The sequence below is a fragment of the Microbacterium sp. SY138 genome (genome assembly GCF_039729145.1).
Classification (GTDB): domain Bacteria; phylum Actinomycetota; class Actinomycetes; order Actinomycetales; family Microbacteriaceae; genus Microbacterium; species Microbacterium maritypicum_A.
Genome location: NZ_CP155793.1, coordinates 3,639,722 through 3,663,741, shown reverse-complemented (window position 1 = coordinate 3,663,741; position 24,020 = coordinate 3,639,722). Strand labels below are relative to the sequence as shown.

At 69.2% G+C, this 24,020-nt stretch carries 24 protein-coding genes; 19 read left to right on the top strand and 5 right to left on the bottom strand.

From position 1 onward, the window contains the following. Window positions 1–37 precede the first annotated feature (37 nt). From ABDC25_RS17695 to ABDC25_RS17625, 15 genes are all read left to right on the top strand, one after another. Window positions 38–1,726: a glycoside hydrolase family 13 protein gene (locus tag ABDC25_RS17695; protein WP_347123914.1), complete on the top strand. Its 1,689-nt coding sequence runs from the start codon at window positions 38–40 to the stop codon at window positions 1,724–1,726. 163 nt (window positions 1,727–1,889) lie between these two features. After that, window positions 1,890–2,921, top strand: a complete 1,032-nt coding sequence (locus ABDC25_RS17690) for a zinc ABC transporter substrate-binding protein (protein WP_347123912.1) — start codon at window positions 1,890–1,892, stop codon at window positions 2,919–2,921. Then, a complete protein-coding gene (locus ABDC25_RS17685; protein WP_347123910.1) occupies window positions 2,918–3,766 on the top strand; it encodes a metal ABC transporter ATP-binding protein in 849 nt (282 codons plus the stop codon). Before ABDC25_RS17690 ends, ABDC25_RS17685 begins: the two co-directional genes overlap by 4 nt. Further along, entirely contained in the window at window positions 3,763–4,641 is an 879-nt protein-coding gene (locus tag ABDC25_RS17680) for a metal ABC transporter permease (RefSeq protein ID WP_029264828.1), read from the top strand. Before ABDC25_RS17685 ends, ABDC25_RS17680 begins: the two co-directional genes overlap by 4 nt. A 46-nt stretch (window positions 4,642–4,687) precedes the next feature. Further along, window positions 4,688–5,104: a transcriptional repressor gene (locus ABDC25_RS17675; RefSeq protein WP_021201611.1), complete on the top strand. Its 417-nt coding sequence runs from the start codon at window positions 4,688–4,690 to the stop codon at window positions 5,102–5,104. Continuing rightward, window positions 5,101–6,141, top strand: a complete 1,041-nt coding sequence (locus ABDC25_RS17670) for a permease (RefSeq protein ID WP_021201612.1) — start codon at window positions 5,101–5,103, stop codon at window positions 6,139–6,141. The genes ABDC25_RS17675 and ABDC25_RS17670 overlap by 4 nt, the downstream gene beginning before the upstream one ends. Next, entirely contained in the window at window positions 6,134–7,045 is a 912-nt protein-coding gene (locus tag ABDC25_RS17665) for a DUF1980 domain-containing protein (RefSeq protein ID WP_347123907.1), read from the top strand. Before ABDC25_RS17670 ends, ABDC25_RS17665 begins: the two co-directional genes overlap by 8 nt. After that, window positions 7,035–8,939 carry a hypothetical protein gene (locus tag ABDC25_RS17660; protein WP_347123905.1) on the top strand — a complete coding sequence of 635 codons (1,905 nt, stop codon included), beginning with the start codon at window positions 7,035–7,037 and terminating at the stop codon, window positions 8,937–8,939. Before ABDC25_RS17665 ends, ABDC25_RS17660 begins: the two co-directional genes overlap by 11 nt. A 1-nt stretch (window position 8,940) precedes the next feature. Beyond that, a complete protein-coding gene (locus ABDC25_RS17655; RefSeq protein WP_347123903.1) occupies window positions 8,941–9,729 on the top strand; it encodes a DNA-3-methyladenine glycosylase in 789 nt (262 codons plus the stop codon). A 139-nt stretch (window positions 9,730–9,868) separates the two neighbouring features. Continuing rightward, window positions 9,869–10,105: a 50S ribosomal protein L28 gene (gene rpmB, locus ABDC25_RS17650; RefSeq protein ID WP_017203559.1), complete on the top strand. Its 237-nt coding sequence runs from the start codon at window positions 9,869–9,871 to the stop codon at window positions 10,103–10,105. Beyond that, complete coding sequence (rpmG, locus tag ABDC25_RS17645; protein ID WP_017203558.1) at window positions 10,105–10,275, top strand: 50S ribosomal protein L33; 171 nt, start codon at window positions 10,105–10,107, stop codon at window positions 10,273–10,275. Before rpmB ends, rpmG begins: the two co-directional genes overlap by 1 nt. A 3-nt stretch (window positions 10,276–10,278) precedes the next feature. Continuing rightward, the gene (rpsN, locus tag ABDC25_RS17640; protein ID WP_017829734.1) at window positions 10,279–10,584 is read left to right on the top strand and encodes a 30S ribosomal protein S14; all 306 of its coding nucleotides are present in this window, start codon (window positions 10,279–10,281) and stop codon (window positions 10,582–10,584) included. A gap of 314 nt (window positions 10,585–10,898) precedes the next feature. Continuing rightward, the gene (locus tag ABDC25_RS17635; protein WP_167255189.1) at window positions 10,899–11,723 is read left to right on the top strand and encodes a DUF559 domain-containing protein; all 825 of its coding nucleotides are present in this window, start codon (window positions 10,899–10,901) and stop codon (window positions 11,721–11,723) included. Window positions 11,724–12,097: 374 nt separating this feature from the next. Further along, entirely contained in the window at window positions 12,098–12,385 is a 288-nt protein-coding gene (locus ABDC25_RS17630) for an HU family DNA-binding protein (protein WP_017203554.1), read from the top strand. 166 nt (window positions 12,386–12,551) lie between these two features. Then, on the top strand, window positions 12,552–14,483 hold the full coding sequence (locus ABDC25_RS17625) for a cytochrome c oxidase assembly protein (protein WP_051667799.1): 1,932 nt from the start codon (window positions 12,552–12,554) through the stop codon (window positions 14,481–14,483). A gap of 18 nt (window positions 14,484–14,501) precedes the next feature. Here ABDC25_RS17625 and ABDC25_RS17620 read toward each other — a convergent pair whose 3' ends face one another. After that, on the bottom strand, window positions 14,502–15,572 hold the full coding sequence (locus ABDC25_RS17620) for a hypothetical protein (protein WP_347123899.1): 1,071 nt from the start codon (window positions 15,570–15,572) through the stop codon (window positions 14,502–14,504). A 113-nt stretch (window positions 15,573–15,685) separates the two neighbouring features. On the opposite strand from ABDC25_RS17620, the gene ABDC25_RS17615 reads away from it, so the two are divergent. Continuing rightward, entirely contained in the window at window positions 15,686–17,080 is a 1,395-nt protein-coding gene (locus tag ABDC25_RS17615; protein ID WP_347126024.1) for an AAA family ATPase, read from the top strand. Between the two features lie 33 nt (window positions 17,081–17,113). Here ABDC25_RS17615 and ABDC25_RS17610 read toward each other — a convergent pair whose 3' ends face one another. Together ABDC25_RS17610 and ABDC25_RS17605 are read right to left on the bottom strand one after the other, a co-directional pair. Continuing rightward, window positions 17,114–17,761: a biliverdin-producing heme oxygenase gene (locus ABDC25_RS17610; RefSeq protein ID WP_021201620.1), complete on the bottom strand. Its 648-nt coding sequence runs from the start codon at window positions 17,759–17,761 to the stop codon at window positions 17,114–17,116. A gap of 46 nt (window positions 17,762–17,807) precedes the next feature. After that, a complete protein-coding gene (locus tag ABDC25_RS17605) occupies window positions 17,808–18,122 on the bottom strand; it encodes a DUF2470 domain-containing protein (protein ID WP_021201621.1) in 315 nt (104 codons plus the stop codon). 96 nt (window positions 18,123–18,218) lie between these two features. Here ABDC25_RS17605 and ABDC25_RS17600 point away from each other — a divergent pair, with 96 nt between their 5' ends. Next, complete coding sequence (locus tag ABDC25_RS17600) at window positions 18,219–19,511, top strand: serine hydrolase domain-containing protein (protein WP_347123897.1); 1,293 nt, start codon at window positions 18,219–18,221, stop codon at window positions 19,509–19,511. 36 nt (window positions 19,512–19,547) lie between these two features. Next, window positions 19,548–20,564 (top strand): magnesium/cobalt transporter CorA, encoded by a 1,017-nt coding sequence (corA, locus tag ABDC25_RS17595; protein WP_021201623.1) that lies wholly within the window; start codon window positions 19,548–19,550, stop codon window positions 20,562–20,564. A gap of 14 nt (window positions 20,565–20,578) precedes the next feature. On the opposite strand, the gene ABDC25_RS17590 is transcribed toward corA, so the two are convergent. Then, window positions 20,579–20,806, bottom strand: coding sequence for a hypothetical protein (locus ABDC25_RS17590; protein WP_021201624.1), 228 nt, complete (start codon window positions 20,804–20,806; stop codon window positions 20,579–20,581). Continuing rightward, the gene (locus ABDC25_RS17585) at window positions 20,793–22,178 is read right to left on the bottom strand and encodes an APC family permease (protein ID WP_347123894.1); all 1,386 of its coding nucleotides are present in this window, start codon (window positions 22,176–22,178) and stop codon (window positions 20,793–20,795) included. Before ABDC25_RS17585 ends, ABDC25_RS17590 begins: the two co-directional genes overlap by 14 nt. A 101-nt stretch (window positions 22,179–22,279) precedes the next feature. Between ABDC25_RS17585 and ABDC25_RS17580 the strand changes: the two genes are divergently transcribed. Beyond that, the gene (locus ABDC25_RS17580; protein WP_347123892.1) at window positions 22,280–23,893 is read left to right on the top strand and encodes an acyl-CoA dehydrogenase family protein; all 1,614 of its coding nucleotides are present in this window, start codon (window positions 22,280–22,282) and stop codon (window positions 23,891–23,893) included. Window positions 23,894–24,020: the final 127 nt, after the last annotated feature.

Here is a 24,020-nt window from a genome sequence, read left to right as displayed (position 1 = left end):
ACCGAACCACCGGAAACACAGAAGGAGTCCTCCCCTCATGACCGACGCGCTTCTCGCCGAGACCCGCACCGCCGAAGACGCCGCGTGGTGGCGTCAGGCCGCCGTCTACCAGATCTACCCGCGCAGCTTCGCCGACGCGAACGGCGACGGCATCGGTGACATCCCGGGCATCGTCTCCCGGGCCGACTACCTGCAGGGCCTCGGTATCGATGCGGTCTGGCTCAGCCCGTTCTATCCGTCCGCGCTCGCCGACGGCGGATACGACGTCGCCGACTACCGTGACGTCGACCCGCGGCTGGGCTCCCTCGCCGACTTCGACGACATGGTCGAGGCGCTGCACTCCCGCGGCATCCGCGTGATCGTCGACATCGTCCCGAACCACTCGTCCGACCAGCACGAGTGGTTCCAGGAGGCGCTCGCTGCGGGGCGCGGCTCGGCGGCGCGCGACCGCTACATCTTCCGCGAGGGCACCGGACCCGACGGCTCCGAGCCGCCGACCGACTGGGACTCGGTGTTCGGCGGCAGTGCCTGGGAGCGCGTGGAAGACGGGCAGTGGTATCTGCACAACTTCGCCGTGGAGCAGCCCGACCTGAACTGGGACCACCCCGAGGTGCGCGCCGACTTCCTGAAGACGCTGCGCTTCTGGTCGGACCGCGGTGTCGACGGATTCCGCATCGACGTCGCCCACATGCTCACGAAGGACCTCAGCGAACCGCTGCCCTCGCGTGCCGAGCTCGACGCGATGGACCGCACCTCGGGCACGCACCCGATGGTCGACCGTGACGACGTGCACGAGATCTACGCCGAGTGGCGTGCGGTGTTCGACGAGTACGACCCGCCGCGCACCGCCGTCGCCGAGGCCTGGGTGGAGACGCCGGAGCGCCGGGCGAAGTACGCGTCGGCCGAGGGGCTCGGGCAGGCGTTCAACTTCGATCTGCTGGTCGCCGACTTCGACGCCGCGCAGTTCCGCAGCATCATCGCCGACAACCTGCAGCAGGCGGCGGCGACCGGATCGTCGACCACCTGGGTGCTGTCGAACCATGACGTCACCCGCCATGCCACCCGCTACGGGCTCCCGGCACTGAACGGCCGTCCGGTCAAGCAGGGCACCGAGTGGGTGAAGGCCGGTGGTCCGGCGGATGCACTCGACCGCGAGGGCGGGCTCCGCCGGGCGCACGCGGCCACCCTGCTGCTGCTCGGCCTGCCCGGCAGCACCTATCTTTATCAGGGGGAGGAGCTCGGTCTGCACGAGGTCGCGCAGATCACGCCGGAGCAGCGTCAGGACCCGGGCTTCTTCCGTGGCGCGGAGTTCGACGGCCTCGGTCGGGACGGATGCCGCGTGCCCCTGCCGTGGTCGGCTGAGGGCTCCTCGTACGGCTTCGGGGCTGCGGGTGCGCACCTTCCGCAGCCGGAGTGGTTCGCGCAGTATGCGGTCGACGTCGAGGCGGCGGACCCGTCGTCGACGCTCTCGCTGTACCGGGAGGCCCTGCGCCTGCGGCACCTGCTGCAGACCGGCGAGACCCTGGAGTGGATCGAGACCGGCCGCGACGATGTGCTGCGCTTCGCCCGCCCGAACGGCTGGCAGGTGATGTCGAACTTCGGCGCCGAGCCCGTCGACCTCGGTGCGGATGCCGCCGACGTCGTGCTCGCGAGTGCTCTGCTCGAGGGCTCGACGCTTCCCGGCGAGGCCACGGTCTGGATCGCGCCGGCCGAGCTGCGCGCCTGAGCTCCCGCAGCTGCGAAAACAGAGACGATCCGCGTCACGCGCGGGGTGTTGATCACAGACACCCCGCGTGAACGTCCAATCGTCTCCGTTTTGGCGGGCGGGCAGGCAGGCAGGCAGGGCGAAGGATTTGATAATGGTTCTCATTAGCGTTTAGAGTGAAGGCATGAAGAAGCCCGTCGTCGCCCTCGCCCTCGCATCCGTCGCCGCTCTCACGCTGGCCGGATGCTCCACCCCCTCGGCGGGGGAGGGCGACGACGGCACCATCACGGTCGTCGCGAGCACCAACGTCTACGGCGACATCGCCGCGACGATCGGCGGCGATCGCGTCGACGTGCAGTCGATCATCACCTCCGCCTCGCAGGACCCGCACTCCTACGAGGCGAGCGCCCGCGACCGGCTCACGGTGCAGAAGGCCGACCTTGTGATCGAGAACGGCGGCGGCTACGACGCCTTCATCGACACGCTGCTGCAGGACGCGAAGGACCCGCATGTGGTCACAGCCGTCGAGTACTCGCACGACTTCCCCGGGAACGAGGGTCACGACGAGGCGGGCCACGACCACGCCGACGAGTCGGCGAGCGCTGCCCCCGAGGAGAGCGACGCGCCCGAGGACGAGGTGCACGATCACGCCGACGACGAGGCCGGGCACGAGGGCCACGACCACATCGAGGGCTTCAACGAGCACGTCTGGTTCGACCCGCACACCATGATCCACGTCGTCGAGGCCATCGCCGACGAGCTGACCGAGCTCGACCCCGACGGTGCGAAGGAGTTCGCCGCGAACGCGGCCACTCTCACGGCCGACCTCGAAGGCTTCGAGACCGAGCTGGCGACCCTCAAGACGGAGGCGCCCGACGTCGACGTCTTCATCACCGAGCCGCTGCCCGGCTACCTCGCCGCCGCCGCCGGATTCACCGATGTCACCCCCGACGGATTCGCCGAGTCGGTCGAAGAGGGCACCGACGTCGCCCCGGCCGTGCTGCTGCAGGCGCTCGACGTGATCGGCAGCGGTCAGGTGACGGCACTGCTGACCAACGCGCAGACCGGCGGGTCCGAGACGCAGCGCGTCGAAACCGCGGCGAAGGACGCCGGTATCCCCGTCGTCGCCTTCACGGAGCTGCTCGAGGACGGATCGTCGTACTCTGAGTGGATGAGTGACGCGATCCAGAGCCTCGCCGCCGCCGTCAAGTCGTGAGCGGCGCCGCACAGCGCGGGAATCCGGTCCTCGAGATCTCCGACGCGTCGCTGCAGCGCGGTGATCGCGAACTCTGGTCAGGCCTCGACCTCACGGTCGAGCCGGGGGAGTTCATCGCGGTGCTCGGCCCCTCCGGATCGGGCAAGACCACCCTGCTGCGGAGCATCCTGGGCCTGCAACCGCTGTCTTCGGGCACGATCCGCGTCGCGGGTGAGCCCGTGCACCGCGGTAACTCCCGTATCGGGTACATCCCGCAGCAGCGCTCGCTCGCCCCCGACACGAGCATGCGAGCCCGCGACCTCGTCGCCCTCGGCGTGCAGGGGAGCCGCTTCGGCTTCCCGATCCCGCACCGTGGCGACCGCGCCAAGGTCGACCACCTGCTCGAGGCGGTCGGCGCCTCGCACTTCGCCGATCGCCGGGTCGGACTGCTCTCCGGCGGCGAGCAGCAGCGACTGCGGGTCGGTCAGGCCCTCGCCGATGAGCCGGCCCTGCTGCTGTGCGACGAGCCGCTGTCGAATCTCGACCTCGCGAACCAGGTCGCCGTGACGGACATCATCGATCGTCAGCGCCGTGAGCGCGAGGCGGCGGTGCTGTTCGTCACCCATGACATCAATCCGATCCTCGGCCGGGTCGACCGCATCCTCTACATCGCCGGCGGACGGTTCCTGCTCGGAACTCCCGACGAGGTGCTGCAGACGCGCGTGCTCACCGACCTCTACGGCACTCCGGTGTTCGTGCTCCGCGCGGGCGACCGGCTGGTGGTCGTGGGTGTGCCGGACGCCGAGCCCCACCACGACCACGGCGACCACGAGCACGGACACCACGAGCACGGAGGAGCGGCATGAGCGTCGCGCTGGGCATCGTGCCGCTGGTCGATTGGAGCGACGTCTTCTCGTTCCAGGACTACGGCGAGCTCGTCACCCTGCTCGCGAACTCGATCATCGCCGGCGCGGTGCTCGGCATCGTCGGCGGACTCATCGGCGTCTTCGTGATGCAGCGCGACCTGGCTTTCGCGGTGCACGGCGTGAGCGAGCTGTCATTCGCGGGAGCGGCTGCCGCCCTGCTCTTCGGCGGAAGCGTGGTGGCCGGGTCTCTCGGCGGAGCGCTCGTCGCCGCCATCCTGATCGGGGTCCTCGGGGCCAAGGCCAGGGACCGCAACTCCATCGTGGGTGTGCTCATGCCGTTCGGCCTGGGCCTCGGCATCCTGTTCCTCTCGCTCTACGACGGCCGCAGCGCCAACCGCTTCAGCCTGCTCACCGGCCAGATCGTGTCGGTCTCGAGCCCCGACCTCGGCTGGCTCATCGGCATCAGCATGGTCGTGCTGATCGGGCTGCTGGTGATGTGGAACCCGCTGCGGTTCGACTCGCTCGACCCGGAATCGGCTGCGGCCCGCGGCGTGCCGACCCGTGCCGTCAGCCTGCTGTTCATGGTGCTGCTCGGCCTGATCGTCGCGGTGAGCGTGCACATCATCGGTGCGCTCCTGGTGATGGCGTTGCTGGTCACTCCCGCGGCCGCCGCGATGCGCGTCACCGCAGGCCCCATCGCCGTGCCGTTGCTGGCCGCGCTGTTCGGCTTCGTGTCCGCGGTCGGCGGCATCCTGCTGGCCCTCGCCGGCACGCTCCCGGTGAGCCCGTACATCACGACCCTGTCGTTCACGATCTACGTGGTGTGCTGGATCGTGCAGAAGGCGCGGGCCCGAGTGCGCCGTGTGCGTGCCTGAAATCCTCTCCCAGCCCTCGCCAACCCCCGCGGCCTAGACTCTTCGTATGGCTCAGCGGAACACCTGGCAGCGCGAACGTGTGCGCGAAGCACTCGCCGACGCGCGCGGATTCGTGAGCGCGCAGAGCCTGCACGCCGCGCTGCGCGACGACAACACCGGCATCGGCCTCGCCACCGTCTACCGTGCGCTGGCCGGACTCGCCGCCTCCGGAGACGCCGACTCGCTGCAGAGTCCCGAGGGCGAGGCGCTGTACCGCGCCTGCACCACGCAGGGCCACCATCACCACCTCATCTGCCGATCCTGCGGTCTGACCGTCGAGATCGAGGCCAAGGACGTCGAGCAGTGGGCGCACCGCACCGCGGCACTGCACGGCTTCACCGAGGCCGCCCACGTGGTCGACATCTTCGGGCTGTGCACCCCGTGTGCGAACAAGCGCGACGCCGAGAGGGCCGCGTCCGCGTGAGCTCCTCGGCAGCAACGGCGACCCGTCACGGCCACTCCCATCGCCCGGCGCCCTCGCCGCGATCGGCATGGATCGGCGTCGGCCTGGGCGCTGCCATCATCGCCGCGCTCTTCCTGATCGATGCCTTCCTGCCGACGCTGTTCCCCGCCTCGCTGCCCACCCGCGCGCAGGACGGTCTCACCCTCGCGCTGAGTGTGCTCATCGAAGCCCTGCCGTTCGTCATCCTCGGCGTGCTGCTCTCGATCGTCGTGCAGGTGTGGCTCCCGGCCGATGCGATCCACCGCTGGCTGCCGAAGCGCGCGTGGGCCCGCCGTGCGGTGCTGTCGCTGTTGGGCATGCTGATCCCGGTGTGCGAGTGCGGCAACGTGCCCTTCGCCCGTGGCCTCATGATGCGCGGCCTCGCGCCGGCCGAAGCGATGACGTTCCTCATCGCCGCGCCGATCGTGAACCCGATCGTGATCCTCACCACGCACGCCGCTTTCGGCTGGGACGGTGGGATCCTCGTCGCCCGGCTCGTGGGCGGCTACCTCATCGCGAACCTCATCGGCTGGATCTACAGCCGCCACCCCGACCCGGACGGCATGCTCACCCAGCGCTTCGTCGACACCTGCGAGCTGGTCACCCACGAACCGGGCACGCCGGTGCGCCGCAGTCTCACCCAGTTCCTGATCGAGCTGCGCGCCGTCATGCCTGCACTCGTGATCGGCTCGGCGCTCGCCGGGGCCGTGCAGGTACTGATCCCGCGCGAGTGGCTGCTCGCGATCGGGTCGAACCCGGTGCTGTCGATCGTCGCCATGATGGCGCTCGCGATGACGGTGGCCATCTGCTCGAACGTCGATGCGTTCTTCGCGCTCTCGTTCGCCTCGACGTTCTCGTCCGGCGCCCTCGTCGCCTTCCTGCTCGTCGGTCCACTCGTCGACATCAAGATGCTGGCGCTCATGCGCACCACGTTCACCGCGCGCACGCTCGTCGGGATCGTCGGCATCGTGCTCGCCTCGGCTTTCGCGATCGGTATCGGGGTGAACGTCCTTGTCTGAGCAGACGGCGCGGTCCGGGCAGACCGCCACCCGCATACGTGCACTCGGCACCCGCTGGCTGGGTGTGGGGCTCGCGACCGTCATCTCGGTCGTCACCCTCGGCCTCGGTCTCACGGGGCGCCTCAACCTCTACATCAGCCCGGAGTCGGTGTGGTTCGCCTGTACCGCCGCGGTCGTGACTCTGGCCGGAGCGATCTGGTCGTGCACCCTCCCGTTGGGGGAAGAGAGCGACCACGGCCACGACCACGGGCCTGTGCCCGCTCCCGCAGTCCACGGTGACCGCGAGGGTGCGGATCACGACGGTGTGGATCACGACGGTGTGGATCACGACGGTGTGGATCACGACGGTGCTGATCACGACGGTGCTGATCACGATGGTGCCCCGGCCTCCTCTCGCCGCGCGCTCGCCGGAGTCGCGGCCGTCGCCGGCGGAGTCATCGCCTCGGGTGTCGTCGTGGCGGGTCTCGTCCTGCCGCCGGCCTCCCTGTCGGTCGAGCTCGCGATGTCGCGCGCGGGAGAGCAGAGCGCATTGTTCGCCGGCGCGGACTCGGTCGCTCTCGGCGTGGCCGACACGTCGACGTTCGGCGTCGGCGACTGGGCGAGTGTCTTCACGGCGGCGACGAACACGGCCGCCTACGACGGCGCCGCGGTGAAGCTCACGGGCTTCGTGACGCCGGGCGCGTCGGGAGACGACGGTGTGAACCTGACCCGTCTGGTCATCACGCATTGCGTGATCGATGCGCAGACCGCCGTTCTGCCCGTCGATGTGAAGCCCGACGAGTACGCGACCGGCCAATGGGTCGAGATCACCGGCACCGTGCGCGCGGATGCCGACGGCAAGCTCCGCATCGAGCCGACCGATGTCGTCGCGATCGATGAGCCGGGAGACCCCTATGAGTACTGACGACGAGCGCCCAGAGGTGCCCGCCGTCCCGCGCACCCGCGCGGAGATGCGTGCAGCGCGAGAAGCTGCCGAAGCGGCGGAGGCCGAGCGGATCGACCGCGCGGTGGCGTCTGCCGACCATGTCGCACCGCCCGCCGACCAGCCCACCCCGGCCGATCGGCCGGGCGATCAGCAATCTGCCGGTGCAGACGAAGCGGCTGCGCGCGAGGCGGCTGCGCGTGAGGCGGCTGCTCGTGAAGCCGCGGTCCGTGAGGCAGGTGACCGTGAGGTCGCGGAGCAGGAGGCCGCCGCCCGCAAGATGGCCGCCTTCGAGGCTGCGGCGCGCGAGGATGCGGAGGCGACCGCTCTTCCGCCCGTCCCCCTCGCGACCGAACCCGTGTTCGTCGGCGCCGCACCGGAACCCGTCGTCGAGAGCGCGGTGGCCGGTGCAGCGGCCGGTGCGGCGGCACATGACGCGACAGCGGACCCGTATGCGCCGCCGATCCCCCGCGCCGCCGCCGAGCGCCGGGTCCCGCCCCCGCCGGGGAGCCGACGCCGGTTCGTGCTCACGGTTGCCGCGGTCCTCGGGGTGCTCGTCGTCGTCGGGACGGGGTTGGGCATCGCCAGCCTCCTTCAGGGCCCGCGCATCAGCGATGTGCAGGTCGATGCGGCACAGGCGATCGAATCGTCCGGCAGCCGCGTGATCCTCACTGCGAACCAGGCACTCGCCGACATCGACCCGGCGCAGGTCACGGTCGAGCCGGAGGTGCCCTTCACGGTGGATGCCTCGGGGCGCGGCGTGGGCGTGCGATTCACGGTCCCGCTCGACGACTCAACCGAGTACACGGTCCGTGTCGCCGATGTGGTCGGTGCCGGCGGTGGCCCGAAGACGACGCTGACCACGAGCTTCACGACGCCGCCGTCGAACATCTTCCTGCTGCGTCGCGATGTCGCGGGCAAGGACAAGATCTTCCTCACCGACCTCAGCGGCGAGAAGGCCGTCCCGGTCTTCGAGCACGACAAGATCAACGACTTCCGCGCGACCTCCACGCAGCTCGTGGTGTCGGTCGAGGAGGACGACGGGTCCCGCCTGCTCGTGATGGACCGCGACGGCAAGAACCAGCGTGAGCTCACTCTTCCCGGTGAGGGATACGTGGGCGCGATCCAGGTCTCCGAACGCGGCGGCCTCGTCGGCTACAGCTACTCCGACAAGGAGCTCAGCGACACCGAGGGGCGCGCGAGCGTGCTGGTCACCCAGTCGCTGAGCGGCGATGACGACCCGCAGATCATCGAGGTCGCCGGCACCGAGGCGAGCGTCTTCGTCTGGCAGTTCGTGCCCGACAGCGCAGCCGTGCTGTTCATCGACTTCGACGGAGCCCTCTCGCTCGTCGACCGTTCGACCGACACGGGTGTGCAGTCCCTCGGCCTCGCGGCCACCATCCAGGGGATCTCCCGCGGCACCTACACGGCGATCGTCGAACGGCTCGACGGGGCCGTGGTCGAACTCAATCTCGCAGACGGGTCGGAGCAGCCGCTCGCGGCATCCGATCCCGACTACGGGACGGCGAGCTCGATCACGCCGTATCCCGGTGGCACGTTGCGCCACGTGATCGCTCGCGACGACGAGGGGCTGCCGATCGGACAAGTGGTCGTGCGCGTCGACGACGACGGCGCGGCGACCCCGCTGGTCGAGGTCGGATCCACGGACTCGATCCTGCAGGCCTGCGCGTCGCCGAGCGGCCAGTACGCCGCCGTCGTCGTCGCTCCCGACCTGGCGAACAACGCCTACGACGGGATGCTGCTGCCGCTGCCCGAGAACGTCGAGACCCACCTGATCGACATGGCTTCCGGCAAGGAGATCGTCGCCCTCACCGGCTTCGACGCCTCGTGGTGCCAGACGGCTCCGCGCTTCTGAGATGACGGACGGTTCCGACCTCCTCCGCGGCGTCGACCTGCCGCACGAAAGCCTGCGCCGTGCCGTCCGTGCAGACCTGAGCGCCTCTGCGGTCGACGTCGCACCGCGCCTGCTCGGAGGCGAGCTGCGCACGGTCGTCACGATCGGGAGCGACTCCGTTCCCGTCGAGGTGCGGTTGCGCATCACGGAGGTCGAGGCGTACCACGGGCAGGGCACGGGCGAGATCCCCGATCCGGGTTCTCATGCGCGCATGGGGCGCACGGCCCGCAACTCCACGATGTGGGGCGAGCCGGGCCACCTGTACGTGTACCTGAGCCACGGCATCCACTCGTGCGTGAACGTCGTGTGCGGCCCTGAAGGGCACGGCGACGGCGTGCTGCTCCGGGCGGGCGAGATCGTGAGCGGCACGGAGGCGGCGGCCCTCCGACGTGGCGTCGCGCTTCCCCTTCGGCGCACGACGCTGCGGGACCTCGCCCGCGGGCCGGGTCGTCTCGGACAGGCGGTGGGATTGCGGCATCCCGTGCACGACGGGATCGACGCGATCACGGGTGGGGAGCGTCGCGGAGCACGAGCCGAGCTGTGGCTGGGTCCGCAGCGGGACGACGTGGCCAGCGGTCCGCGCGTCGGTGTCGCCGGCGTCGCCGGGACCGCGGCTTTCCCGTGGCGCTTCTGGATCGACGCGGCCCCGACGGTGTCGCCGTTCCGATGGGGCAGGGGCGCGGCCGAGGCTGCTGCCGAACTCGCTTCGGGGGAGCCGGGATCGACCGCGTCGGCGCCCGTGCTAAACTGACTCTTTGTCTGCGCACACTCCTGTGCGCAGTTCGCGTGCTTCCCCTTCTGCGGCCGAGAGATCGGCGGGTCGTGGTTGCGTGCAGACAAGGGATCTTGGGTGGGGCCGTCCGGCCTCACGGTATAGAAGGAGTCACATCATGGCAGCAGTGTGCCAGGTGACCGGAGCTGTTCCCGGCTTCGGACACAATGTCTCGCACTCGCACCGCCGGACGAAGCGCCGCTTCGACCCGAACGTGCAGAAGAAGACGTATTTCGTTCCCTCGCTCGGTCGTAAGATCACGCTCAACGTGTCCGCCAAGGGCATCAAGGTGATCGACGTCCGTGGCATCGAGAACGTGGTCAAGGACCTCCAGGCGAAGGGTGTGAAGCTCTAATGGCCAAGAAGGCTCAGGACGTACGTCCGATCATCAAGCTGCGTTCGACGGCAGGTACGGGATACACGTACGTGACCAAGAAGAACCGCCGCAACACCCCCGACCGCCTCGTGCTCAAGAAGTACGACCCGGTCATCCGTCAGCACGTCGAATTCCGAGAGGAGCGTTGATCAATGGCTAAGAAGAGCAAGATCGCTCGCAACGAGCAGCGCAAGGTCATCGTCGAGCGTTACGCCGAGCGTCGCGCCGAGCTGAAGAAGACCCTGGTCGACCCGAACGCCACCGACGAGGCCCGCGAGGCCGCTCGCGTCGGCCTGCAGAAGCTGCCGCGCAACGCGTCGCCGGCTCGCGTGCGTTCGCGCGACGTCATCGACGGCCGCCCCCGCGGTGTCCTCACGAAGTTCGGCATCTCGCGTGTCCGCTTCCGTGACATGGCGCACCGTGGCGAGCTGCCCGGCGTGACCAAGTCGAGCTGGTAAGTCTCAGCAGACAGCCGAATGGGGCGAGGATCTTCGGATCCTCGCCCCTTTCGCGTCCCCACCCTCACGTTCGCTCCGCGCCTCTGTCTCCTGTCTCTGTCTCCTGTCTCCTGTCTCCTGTCTCTGTCTCGTGAAGCGCCACGCGAAGGGCGGACTTCTCGCTGATAGGCGGACTTCGGTGATGGGGTTCGCCGCCCATCACGAGGAAGTCCGCCCGAAGACTGCCCCTGCACAGCGAGTAGCCACTGCTAAGGAGTGAACAGAGGGCGGATCTGTGGCGCTGCGGGGCCGTCGAGGCGCGGCAGGCTCGAGGCATGGATGTCGTGCGCGCCCTCACAGCCAGGAACGGGATCGCGCGGGTCGTCACCATGCGCCGAGCGGGGGTCACCGAGCACGCGCTGCGGCAAGCGGTGCGCGCAGGGGCGGTGGTCTCGGTGTGCCGGGGGTGGGTGGGGCTCCCCGGTGCGGACCCGATGCTCGTCGCGGCGGCGAAGCGAGGAGTCGTGCTCAGTTGCGTCACCGTTGCCGCGCGGAAGGATCTGTGGGTGACGGCCGTATCGCGACCGCACCTGGCGGCACCCCCGAAGTCCGGTCACGCGAAGGATGCTCGTGGGGTCGTGCACTGGAGCCGGCCGATCTTCCCTCGAGATCCGGATCTGCTCGAGGACTCGATCGAGAACGCGCTCGTGCTCGTGGCGCGCTGTCAGCCATATGAAGATGCGCTCGCGACCTGGGAGTCCGCGATGCGGGCAGGGGCCGTGGACCCCGACGTGCTCGAACGGGCACCCCTGCCGCCGGCGGCGAGGCGGCTCCTGGGCGACGCCCGTCCCTTCGCCGACGCGGAGACAGAGACCATCTTCCGCACGCGGATGGCATGGCTGGACCTGCCGATCACGCCGCAGGTCTGGATCATCGGGCACCGAGTGGACTTCTTGATCGGCGAACGACTCGTCGTGCAGATCGACGGTGGGCATCATGTCGGACCCCAACGCACGAGCGATATCGCGCACGACGTCGAGTTGATGCTCCGCGGCTATCACGTGATCCGCATCGGCTACGACCAGCTCATGAACCACTGGGCGGACGTGCAGAGCCTGATCCTGGCTGCGATCGCTCAGCTCCTCCATCTCGCGCGCTGATCCTCGCACCTCTGCACACCGCGACGGGCGGAGAACTCCCCGTCGGGCGGAACCACTCAGGAACATCCTCCGCCCATCGGCGAGGACTCCTCCCCACGGGGGGCATGGGGGTGTGGGGACGGGGAGGACCCCGTCGCGCCGGCTTTCGCGCGCACGTCCAGCGCCGTGATCAAGGCGCACTGGCCCCGTTGAGGGCCTTGGTTTCTGTGACTGGAGTGACAAAAGTGACGCGACACGCCCAGTAATTGCCCAAAACCCGCGAAATGACGCGGAAATGAGGGTGGTGGTTGGTACATTCGAGGCGGTCGCTAGACCAGGAGCACCCGCTCCGATACCCACAACGATGCGACGGGATCTCGTCGCTGGAGGATGACATGGCTGACAAGTCCATCACCAAGACCGAGCTCGTCGCGAGCATCGCAAGCGCCACGGGCCAGAGCCAGGCCACCGTCTCCGGTGTCCTCGACTCGCTGTTCGCCACGGTCTCCGACGCTGTTGCCAAGGGCAGCAAGGTCTCCATCCCGGGCTGGATCTCCTTCGAGCAGGTCGACACCGCTGCTCGCACGGGCCGCAACCCGCAGACCGGCGCCGAGATCAAGATCCCGGCCGGCAAGCGCGTCAAGGTGACCGCTGGTTCCAAGCTCAAGGCTGCCGTCAAGTAATTCGACCGCACCTCTTCGAAGGCCGTTCCCGTTCCGACGGGAGCGGCCTTCGTGCTTTCTCACCGCCGGTCGCGCCTAGGCTGGAGGGGTGAGTTCCCGCAGCGAGTCGACGAGTCGGATTTCGGCGTATCGAATCGCGGGAATCGTCATCCTCCTGCTCGCCGCGATGGCAGCCCTCGTGCTGGCGCTGCTCGTCGGCGGAGGCGCCAAGCCGCCGCTCCTGCAGGATCCGGGGCCGTTCGTGCTCTGGGGCACGCCGATCGCCAAGCTCGTCATGAACATCTCGGGCGCGGTCATGCTCGGCTCGCTCGTGCTCGCGCTGTTCGGACTGCGCGCGGGGGACCGATCATTCGACGCCGCCCTGAACATCGCCTCGGTGGGAGCGGCCGTGTTCACGGTTTCCGCGGGTCTCGCCGGCTTTCTCGCCTTCATGGCCGCCTTCAACCCGAAGCTCAGCATCGAACGCGAGTTCGGCACGCAGCTCGGTCGATTCCTGCTGGAGCTGCCGCTGGGGCAGTCCTGGCTCATCACCACCATCTTCGGTGCGATCATCACGGTGCTGGCGTTCGCGTGGCGTTCGTGGACACCCACACTGATCACGGCCCTCCTCGCCGCCGCATCCTTCCTCCCGCTCGCGACTCAGGGCCATGCCGGCGACCTCGCCGGGCACAACATGGCCGTCAACTCGATCCTGTTGCACACGATCGGCGCCGCCGTCTGGCTCGGCGGTCTCCTGCTCCTGGTCCTGTTGCGCGGACGAGCCGATGTCGACACCGCGCAACTCGTCGGGCGCTATTCGTCGCTCGCGATCGCCGCTTTCGCCGTGGTCGCCGTGTCGGGCGTCACCCGGTCCATCGTCGCCGTCGGCAGCTGGGATGCGCTGTGGGCGACGCCCTACGGCTGGATCGTGCTGGCCAAGGTCGCACTCCTGGGGGGAATGGGGCTGCTGGGGGCCTGGTACCGCGCCCGCCTGATCCCCAAGCTCTCCGGTCAGCGCGCGGCCGGCTGGTTCTGGCTCCTCGTGCTGTGCGAGGTCGCGTTGATGGGTCTCGCCTCGGGTGCTGCCGCCGCACTCGCACGCACACCTCCCCCCACAGGGGAGGTCGCCGCGTTCGCCCAGACCCCCGCGCAGATCCTCACCGGCTCGACGCTGCCGCCGGAACTGACGATCGAGCGCTGGTTCACTGCCTGGGACTTCGACGTGCTCTGGCTCGTCGCCGCCGGCTTCGGACTGTTCCTCTACCTGGCAGGAGTGCGGCGGCTGCGACTGCGCGGCGACCGCTGGCCGATCCATCGGACCGTGTTCTGGGTGCTCGGCATGCTGATGCTCGTCTGGGTGACCAGCGGGCCGCTCAACGCCTACCAGGAATACCTCTTCAGCATCCACATGATGGGCCACATGATGCTGTCGATGGCGATCCCGCTGCTGATGGTGTCCGGTGCCCCCATCACCCTCGCCCTGCGTGCGATCCACAAACGCGACGACGGCACCCGAGGCGGTCGCGAGTGGATCATGTGGGCCGTGCACTCGCCCTTCGCCCGCGTCGTGACGCACCCGTTCGTGGCGGCGGCGATCTTCATCCTGTCGCTCTGGGCGTTCTACTTCACCGACCTCGTGCGCTGGTCGATGTACGAGCACCTCGGCCATGAGTGGATGATCATCCACTTCCTGATCTCGGGCTACCTCTTCGTGATGAGCCTGATCGGCGCCGACCCGGTGCCCTACCGCCTGCCCTACCCCGGTCGTCTGATCACCCTGATCGCCGTGATGGCGATGCACGCCTTCTTCGGCATCGCGATCATGATGCAGGAGGGCCTCATGGTGGCCGACTGGTTCGGATCGATGGGCCGTGACTGGGGCGTGGACCCGCTGCAGGATCAGTACGTGGGTGGCGGCATCGCCTGGTCGATCGGCGAGATCCCTACGCTCATCCTCGCGATCACGGTCGCGATCCAGTGGAGTCGCAGCGACACCAAGCTGCAGCGCCGCGCGGACCGGCACGCCGATCGCACGGGAGACGCCGAGCTCGAGGAGTACAACGCCAAGCTGGCTGCCCTCGCCGAGCGCGACGAGCGGGAGCAGCGCGCAGGCCGCTGAGGCCGGCTCGCTCGGGCGTCAGCCGACGGGCTGCTCTCCGGGGGAGCCGATCCTGATCGACGCGGTGCCGTCGGGAAGGATCGCGATCGTTCCCGTGAGCTGGAAGGGGACGTCTTCCGACAGCGGCTGGGTCTTGCCGTCGAACAGCGACTTGATGTCGACGTCGACGTGAGCGACCGCATCCGTCGTCGGGATCTGCCACTGCCCGCCGTCGGGGGTGACCGTGACCCGAGGCTGGGCCGCGATCGACCACTTCGGAGCCGAGGCGAGGCGGTTCGTGACCCGCAGGCCGAACGGGCAGGCCGTCGGCTGCAGCACCTCCTGCGTCGTGCACTCGGTGAGGAAAGCCTCGACGCGCTCCTGCACGACGTCGATGAACTCGTCGGTCGGCTCGGTCTGCACATCGAGCGGCGTGACGGCGAGGGGGGTGTCGGCGAGCACTCCGTGGCCGGAGGCCGTCGATATGGGGGTGTCCACCGTGATCGCATACAGTCCGGGGGTGAACACCAGCAGCGGCAGCGGGTCGAGGGGGACGGCATCGGCACCGTCGATCGACACCTGACGCCGATCGACCTCGAACCCGTTCACGGCGAACTTGTCCGCACCGCGAACCGTGAGATCCACGACGGCCAGGGGGCTCGTCGTGAAACGCCAATGGGGGGTGACTCCCGCCCATCCGTCCTGTTCGATCAGGAACGTACTGGTCCCGGGGTGGCCGCTCGCCTGGTAGCTGACGGTGACGGCGGTGCCGCCGTCTGCGGGTTTCTCCGACGTCACCGTCACGTCGGTCAGCGGCGCGAGCGCGGCGCGGCGGAGCATCGCCTCCGATGCCGCGGTGTCGATGCCCGCGGCATCGAGTGTCTCGCGGTCGATCGCGACCCCGGGAACACGCAGCGCGTCAGCGGCGCGACCGGAGGAGAGCAGGTCGAGGTAGCGGACCACGAACGCCGACGGCCCGTAGAACTGCTGATACAGCGTGACGCCACCGGCTCCGAGTGCGGCGACGAGCATCATGCCGACGACAGCGAGCATCGCCAGGTCGACCCCCAGGCGCGCGCGCCGGGGCGCGCTCGCACGTGCCCGGTCCATGGCGTCAGTCTAAGAGGGCGTCCTGGGGGGACGCCGAGCGTCGGCGGGCGTGCGCGGATGCCGGGCCGTAGCATGGACGAGCGCCCTGTCCGCCCGCTGCCCCTGTGAGAACCGTGTCCCTTCCCGCCCTGTCCGAGGAGCAGCAAGAGCTGTTCCGCCTCATCGAGGACACCGGCGAGCACGTCTTCATCACCGGTCGAGCCGGGACCGGCAAGTCGACCCTCCTGCAGCATTTCGCGTGGAACACGAAGAAGCAGATCGCCATCTGCGCGCCCACGGGCGTGGCGGCGCTCAACGTCGAGGGGCAGACGATCCACTCGCTGTTCCGCCTGCCGATCGGTCTGATCGGGGACGCCGACATCGATCAGAACGACGCGACCCGTCGCATCCTGAACGCCATCGAGACGCTCGTGATCGATGAGATCTCGATGGTCAACGCGGATCTTATGGATGCGATCGACCGCTCCCTGCGCCAGGCGCGTGGGCGCAGGGGCGAGCCGTTCGGCGGCGTGCAGGTCGTCATGTTCGGAGACCCGTACCAGCTGGCGCCCGTGCCGCCCCGCGGTGATGAGGCTCGCTACGTGCGGGACCACTACCGCTCGTTCTGGTTCTTCGATGCGAAGGTGTGGGCAGGGACTGGCGGCGGTACCGGCGAGTCCGATCAGGACGGACTCTTCGCGGTCGACTCGCGGGCCGATCTGCACGTGCGCGAACTCGTGCAGATCCACCGCCAGTCCGACGACGGGTTCAAGGCCATGCTGAACGCCGTGCGCTACGGACGGGTCACCGCCGAGATCGCCGGGGTGCTGAACGCCCAGGGAGCGCGGACGCCACCGGACCCGGAGCCGGGGGAGGTGCCGATGATCACGCTCGCGACCCGCAACGACATCGTGAACAGCATCAACAGTCGTCACCTGGCCGCATTGCCGGGCAAGGAGCAGACCGCACGTGCCGAGGTGAGCGGAGACTTCGGGCGGGGCGAGGCCGCGCTCCCCGCCGAGTCGGAGCTGAAGCTGAAGGTCGGAGCGCAGGTCATGTTCCTGCGCAACGACACCGCGATGTCGGGGGAGCCGCCGCGGTGGGTCAACGGCACCATCGGCACGGTCGTACGCATCCTCGGCAGCGCTGTGCGTGTCGACATCGACGGCGAGGAGGTCGACGTCGAACCGGCCGTGTGGGAACGGTTCCGCTACGCGTACGACCAGAACACCAAGAAGCTCTCCCGTGACGTGGTCGCGGAGTTCACCCAGTTCCCGTTGCGCTTGGCGTGGGCCGTCACGATCCACAAGTCGCAGGGCAAGACCTACGAGCGGGCGATCATCGACCTCGGCTCCGGGGCGTTCGCACCGGGGCAGACCTACGTCGCGCTCAGCCGGCTGACCTCGCTCGACGGGCTCTACCTGTCGCGTGCGCTGCGACCCCGTGACATCCGGGTCGACGAAGACGTGCGCCGGTTCATGCGCGACGCCTGGCTCGCGGCATCGACCCCGGAGCTGCCGAAGAGCTGAAGGCCCGGCCCTGGCTCCGGCTCCGGCAGCGGCTCAGGCAGCGGCGCGTGCGCGGTCGAGGTCTTCGAACAGCTCGGTGTTGAAACGGTAGGCGAGGAGCACCTCGTCGATCACGCGCTCGCGCTCGGCATCGTCCCAGGGAGCGGCGTCGAGCTGCTCGCGGTACACGTCCTTGAAGGCGGCCGGATCCGCGATGTCGTCGAACAGGTAGAAGCCGATGCCGTTGGTCTCGAAGCCGAAGCGGCGTGCCATCACGCGTCCGATGAAGATGCCTCCGGAGAGGTCGCCGAGGTAGCGGGTGTAGTGGTGGGCGACGAAACCGCCGGCCCACGTGGCGCCCACCTGACGGATGCGGTCGACGTAACGCTGCGTGGTGGGCAGCGCGACGATCCGCTCACGCCAGTCGGCACCGAGCAGGAACTCGAGGTCGGCTTCGAGCGCGGGCAGACGCGTGAGCTTGTCGGTGATGAAGACCGAGGCGACCGGATCCTGGCGCATGCGCTCGCCGGCGCCCTCGAGGGCCTCGTAGATGAAGTAGTGCTGTGCGACGAGGGAGATGTAGTCCTCGCGCGATCCCTCGCCCTTCAGGAGGTCGGACATGAAGCCGGCGGTCTCGCTGCGGGAGTGCGATCCGGACGAACGCTCGCGCAGGGCGGCGGAGAAGGAGAGGATCTCGGGCATGAGGCCAGTGTAAGGGTTACCTAACCCCGGAGGGAAGCCGGATCCGTCAGGCGTGCGGGCGAGGTTCGACGCCGAGCCGGGCGCAGGCGGCGTCGTACAGCGCCACGACCTCACGGCGCACCGAGGGGCGGTCGTCGATCGGGCCGCCGGGCCACGGCACGCGCAACTCGGTGACGGCGCCGTCGCGCGTGATCTCCCACAGCCCGCCGTCCCCGTCGAAGCCGGTCATGATCGATGCGGTGATCTCCGCATCCGACGGCTCCGCGAACGCCCGGGCGATGAGGATGTTGTCATCGGTGTGGTCGCCGTTCATGTGGCGGAGGACGGCGGTGATCACGTCGGCATCGAAGGTGTGGGGCATGACGACAACCTTATGCGGGGCTCGACGTCTGCTCCGGGGCCGACTTTCAGCATCGGCGCTCTAGACTCGGGAGACACGTCTTCGGGGGTTCTTTCCATGCAGCTTCTCTCGTCGCGCCGGTGGCGCGCCGCAACGGCCACGGCGGCTGTGCTCGCTCTCGTTCTCACCGGATGCTCTTCCGAGGAGTCCTTCTCGTACACGCCCCCCGCTCAGGTCGACGGGGCGCTCCCCGATGACACGGTCGCCGCGATGCAGGCCGCCGTCGACAACGCCCTCGTCGCGTCGGGTGCGACGGGCGCGATCGTCGGTGTCTGGGCGCCGTGGAGCGGGAGCTGGGTGGCCGGCATCGGCACGCAGGACCGCGAGGGCGGAGCTGAGGTGTCGACCGACATGTCTTTCCGCATCGCCGATGTGACCCGTCTGATGACCTGCGACGTGCTCTATGCCCTCGCCGACCGCGATGTGGTCGAACTCGATGCGAACGTCGCGGACTACGTCTCGGGTGTCGCCGACATGCGAGACGAGGGCATCACCCTCCTCGACCTCTGCAACGGCACCAGTGGGGCGGGATCCTCCGAGGGAACCGTCAAGTCGGCGTGGCTGAACACCCCCGACCGGGTCTGGTCTCCTCTGGAGCTGGCCGGTTTCGGCCTGGCGCGTGACCGCGTCGCCCCGCACACCACCTTCCGCGACTCGGATGCCGGCTACCTCCTGCTGGGGCTGGCCCTCGAACGCGCCTCGGGGATGACCGCCTCCGAGCTGATCGCCGAATACGTCACCGAGCCCCTCGGGCTCCCGGACACCTCACTTCCGGGCCCGACCCCTGCGCCGCCGGGAACCGGAGCGGTACTGAACGGTCATTTCCTCAACGCCGTCGAAGGCGGGTTCGACTGCGCCGCCCCCGTCGACATCACGAAGCTGTCGTCCAGCTCGGGCTTCACCGACTCCGGTGTCGTGTCGACCATCACCGACCTGGGGCGCTACGCACAGGCGGAGGCGAAGCAGGCGCTGCGCACCAAGGAGAAGCCGGACCGCTTCGGCGAGCCGCTCCCGGCTGCCGACGGAGCCGAGTCCTGGTTCCAGGCCACGGGCGGTGCCTACCTCGTGGGATCGATGATCGGTCAGCACGGCTGGACGCCCGGATACGCCACGGCGGCGTACTCCGACCCTGCCACCGGGTTCACCGTGGCCGTCGTGCTCAACGACTCGACGGCCGGGGCGCAGTTCGCCCAGCAGCTCTCGTGGGAACTCGCCGCCATCGCCTCGAAGGCCCCGGCTGCCGCGGGGCAGACCGCGCCCGAGTTCGGCCTTCCGTTCACGGCCGAGCAGTACCACCAGGCGATCGCCGATACCGCGATCCCCTGCGTGGCACCGCCCGCTGCGGAGTGATCCCGCTCTGACCGACAGGAACGCGAAGGGGCGACGATGGCGATCATCGACAATGCGATCTACGTGGATGGCGTCCGCACCGAGAATCCGGTGACCCTCAGCGAGACCTTCGAGCGCATGCGGGAGCGCGGCGGCATGGGGTGGATCGGCCTCTATCGGCCGAGCGAGGAGGAGATCCGCGCGGTCGCGGACGAGTTCGGCATCCATGCGCTCGTCGTGGAGGACGCGCTCTCCGGTCACCAGCGCGCCAAGCTCGAACGCTACGGCGAGGTGCTGTTCATGGTGCTGCGGCCGGCGCGTTATCTCGACGACGTCGAGGAGGTCGAGTTCGGCGAGGTGCACGTGCTCGTCGGCCCCGACTTCGTCGTGACGATCAGGCATGCGGAGTCACCGGACCTCGCGCGCGTCCGCCGACGGCTGGAGGCCGACCCCGCCCTCCTCGCCCGTGGTCCCGAGGCCGTGATGTACGCGATCCTCGATGAGGTCGTCGACGAGTACACGCCCGTCCTCGCCGGGCTCGAGAACGACATCGACGAGATCGAGAGCCAGCTGTTCGAGGAGAACACCGACGCCACCCAGCGCATCTACGACCTGGGGCGGGAGGTCATCGACTTCCAGCGGGCCACGCAGCCGCTGTCGGGCATGCTGGAGGCCCTGCTGCGCGGGTCGGACAAGTACCAGGTGACCGAAGAGCTGCAGCGGTATCTCCGCGACGTGCTGGATCACACCCTGCGCGTCAGTGACCGCGCCACGACGTTCCGCACCGTCCTCGACAACGCGCTCACCGTCGAGTCGACGATCGTCGCGCGTCGCCAGAACGAGGAGATGCGGCGGATGACGGAGCTCAGCATCCGTCAGAACGACGAGGTCAAGAAGATCTCGGGATGGGCGGCGATCCTGTTCGCCCCGACGCTCGTCGGCACGATCTACGGCATGAACTTCGATCACATGCCCGAGCTGCACTGGCTTCTCGGTTACCCGATGGCGGTCGGGATGATGATCGCGCTGGGCTTCGGGCTCTACGCGGCCTTCAAGCGCAAGGGCTGGCTCTAGAGCCGGGCCGCGCGTCAGTCCTCGGAATCGGCCTCGGAATCGGCCTCGGGCATCCCGGGACCGGGCCCCGGACGCACCGGTGCCCCCGGCGCGATGTCGATGCGGGTGTTGCCGTCGTGCTCACTGACCTCGACGCGGGGTGCGGCGTCGGCCTCGGTGGCGTCCGGTGCGGACGTCAGCTGATCGTGCCGCTTCTCCGCGCTCGTCATCTCGTCGGCGGACGTGTGCTCAGGCGTGCTCATGGTTCTCCTTCTGGTCGTGGATGGGCTCGCCGTCGGGGCGGGCGTTCTTCTTCTCCGAATGCTTCCTGCCCCAGCGCGCCAGCACGTACAGCGCGCCTCCGACGGCGAGCAGTATCGCGCCGAACAGCCAGACGGCCGGTCGCTGCTGGGTGAGGAGCAGGATGCAGGAGCCGACGCCGAGCACGGGGACGAAGGTCCACACGCGGAAGTGATCGTTGTCGACGCGGTCGCGACGCAGTACCAGCACGGACACGTTGACGCTGAGGAAGACGACGAGGAGGAGCAGGACCACCGTCTCGGCGAGCGTCGCCAGATCGCCGACGAGCGTCAGCCCCATCGCCACGAGGGTGGTGGTGAGGATCGCGACCCAGGGGGTCTTCCGCTTCGGGAGCACGCGGCCGAGGGCGGCGGGCAGCAGGCCCTGCTCGGCCATGCCGTAGGTGAGACGGCTGACCATGATCATCGTCAGCAGTGCGCCGTTGGCGACCGCGACGAGCGCGATGAGGCTGAACAGCCAGGAGGGGATGCTGACGCCGGTGGCCTCGACCACGGCGAGCAGGGGACCGCTCGACTCCTGCAGTTCTGCAGGTGGGAGGGCGATCGAGCTCGCCAGACCGACGAGCACGTAGACCGCTCCGGCCGTGAACAGGGCGCCGAAGAGGGCACGAGGGTACGTCCGGCGCGGATCCTTCACCTCTTCGATCATGTTCGCAGACGTCTCGAACCCGACGAACGAGTAGTAGGCGATGACGGCACCGGACAGCACTGCGACGGCGACGCTCGTCCCTTCCGGCGCCTCCGCGACACGGGAGACGTCGCCGCCTCCGCCGCCCACGAAGACCGCGACCACGGCGATCACGATGACCAGGCCGCTCAGCTCGATCGCGGTCATCACGAGGTTCGCGCCCATGGACTCGCGGATGCCGCGGGCGTTCAGGAGGCCGACCAGGGCGAGGAAGGCGATCGCGACCGGGATCGTCGGCAGATCGAGGAACGTGCCCAGGTAGTCGCCCGCGAACGCGATGGCGAGGCCGGCCGCACTCGTGACTCCTGCGGCGAGCATGCTGAATCCCACCAGGAACGACACCAGCGGACTGTGGAATGCCCGCTCCGCGAAGACGGCGGCTCCTCCGGCGCGCGGATACTTCGTGACGAGTTCCGCATAGGAACCCGCGGTGAGCATGGCGAGCAGCAGCGCCAGGAGCAGGGGCGCCCACAGCATCCCGCCCACCTTCTCGGAGAGCACCCCCATCAGGGCGTAGATGCCTGCGCCCAGCACGTCCCCGAGGATGAACGCGAACAGGAGGGGGCCGGTGATCGCCCTCCGCAGCCGGGTCGAGGTCTCGGCGGCGGGCGCGGTCTCCGTGGTCATCCTCGAACGGTACGGGGAAGGGCGAAGAGCGGCCATGGGGTTGACATCGCTCGCCCCCGCCATTGCCCCGAGATCGGTATCCGTGATTCCATCGGGGCATCGTGAGCACACACAGCGTCTTCAATCAGGCCCCGCCGCGCGTCGATATCGACGAGTACGGGGCGAACATCGCGCTGACCGAGGCGGTGCGGCTGCACGGCGCGGAGTGGGCGGACGAGGCGTTGCGGGGCATCGGTCGTCGCGTCGGGTCGGCGGGCTTCCAAGACGACGCCCGGCGGGCGAACCGGAACGAGCCCGTGCTGCGCACGCACGACCGCTGGGGCGAGCGCATCGACGAGGTCGAGTACGACCCCGCCTATCACCGGGTCATCGGCGCAGCCGTCGCCGACGGGGCGCACACCGCCGCATTCGCGGACCCCCGTCCGGGGGCCGGCGCCGCTCGCGCCGCCACGTTCATGCTCTACGCGCAGGTCGAGCCCGGTCATGCCTGTCCGGTGTCGATGACGCATTCGGCCGTTCCCGTGATCGCCTCGCATCCGCGCCTCGCGGAGGAGTGGATGCCCCGGCTGCTGTCGCGTTCGTACGAGCCCGGACTGCGCCTCGGAAAGCCCGGCGCCCTGTTCGGCATGGCCATGACCGAGAAGCAGGGCGGGTCCGATGTGCGGGCGAACACCACGTCCGCCGTGCCGCAGGGCGACGGGCGCTATGCGCTGACCGGCCACAAGTGGTTCTGCTCCGCACCGATGTCGGACGCCTTCCTGGTGCTCGCGCAGGCGCCGGGTGGGCTGTCATGCTTCCTGCTGCCGCGGCTGCTCGACGACGGCACGCGCAATCGGCTCCGTTTCCAGAGGCTCAAGGACAAGCTGGGCAACCGGTCGAACGCCTCGAGCGAGGTGGAGTACGAGCAGGCCGAGGCGACCCTCGTGGGGGAGGAGGGGCGCGGCGTGCGCACCATCATCGACATGGTCACCCGCACGCGGCTCGACTCGATGCTCGGCTCGCTGGCCGGCATGCGCCAGGGGGTCGCCGAGGCCGCATGGCATGTGCGGCATCGATCGGCGTTCGGGCGCACCCTCATCGATCAGCCCGCGATGACGGCCGTGATCGCCGACCTGCAGCTCGAGGTCGAGGCGGGGACGGCGGTCGCGATGCGGCTCGCCCGTGCGTACGACGATGACGCCTCGGCACAGGATCGGGCGTTCCGCCGGCTGGCGACGGCAGTCATGAAGTACTGGGTGTGCAAGCGCGCGCCCGGCCACGCCGCCGAGGCGCTGGAGTGCCTCGGGGGCAACGGCATCACGACGGACTGGCCCCTCGAGATGCGGTACCGCGAGCAGCCGGTGATGGCGATCTGGGAGGGCTCGGGCAACGTGATCGCGCTCGACGTGCTGCGGGCGCTCGCCCGAGAACCCGAATCGCTCGAGGCCTTCGACGCCGAGGTGTCGGCGGTGCGGGGTGTGGACTCCCGGTTCGACGCCCATCTGGACCGCACGAGGCGTCTGGTGGCAGAGGCGGCGGCGGATCCGATGCCGGACGCCTCGGCGCGCAGGCTCGTCGAGGCCCTCGCGCTGACCCTGTCGGCGGCACAGCTGCTGCGCGCGGCGCCCGCCGTGGTCGCCGACGGGTTCATCGCCGCCCGCATCGACGGCGGTTCCGGCCTGTTCGGTGCGCTGCCCCGAGGCGTGGACAGCGCCGCGATCGCCGCTCGCGCGTAGTTCAGCGAATTCACAGAAAGCCCGCGCGGCTCCCGATATTCCGGTCGGCGCAGCGATAGCGTCAGTGCCGCAAGAGGGGTGCGTCGACCGGAGTGAGCGGCCAAACGAGCCTCCTCTCCCACGAATC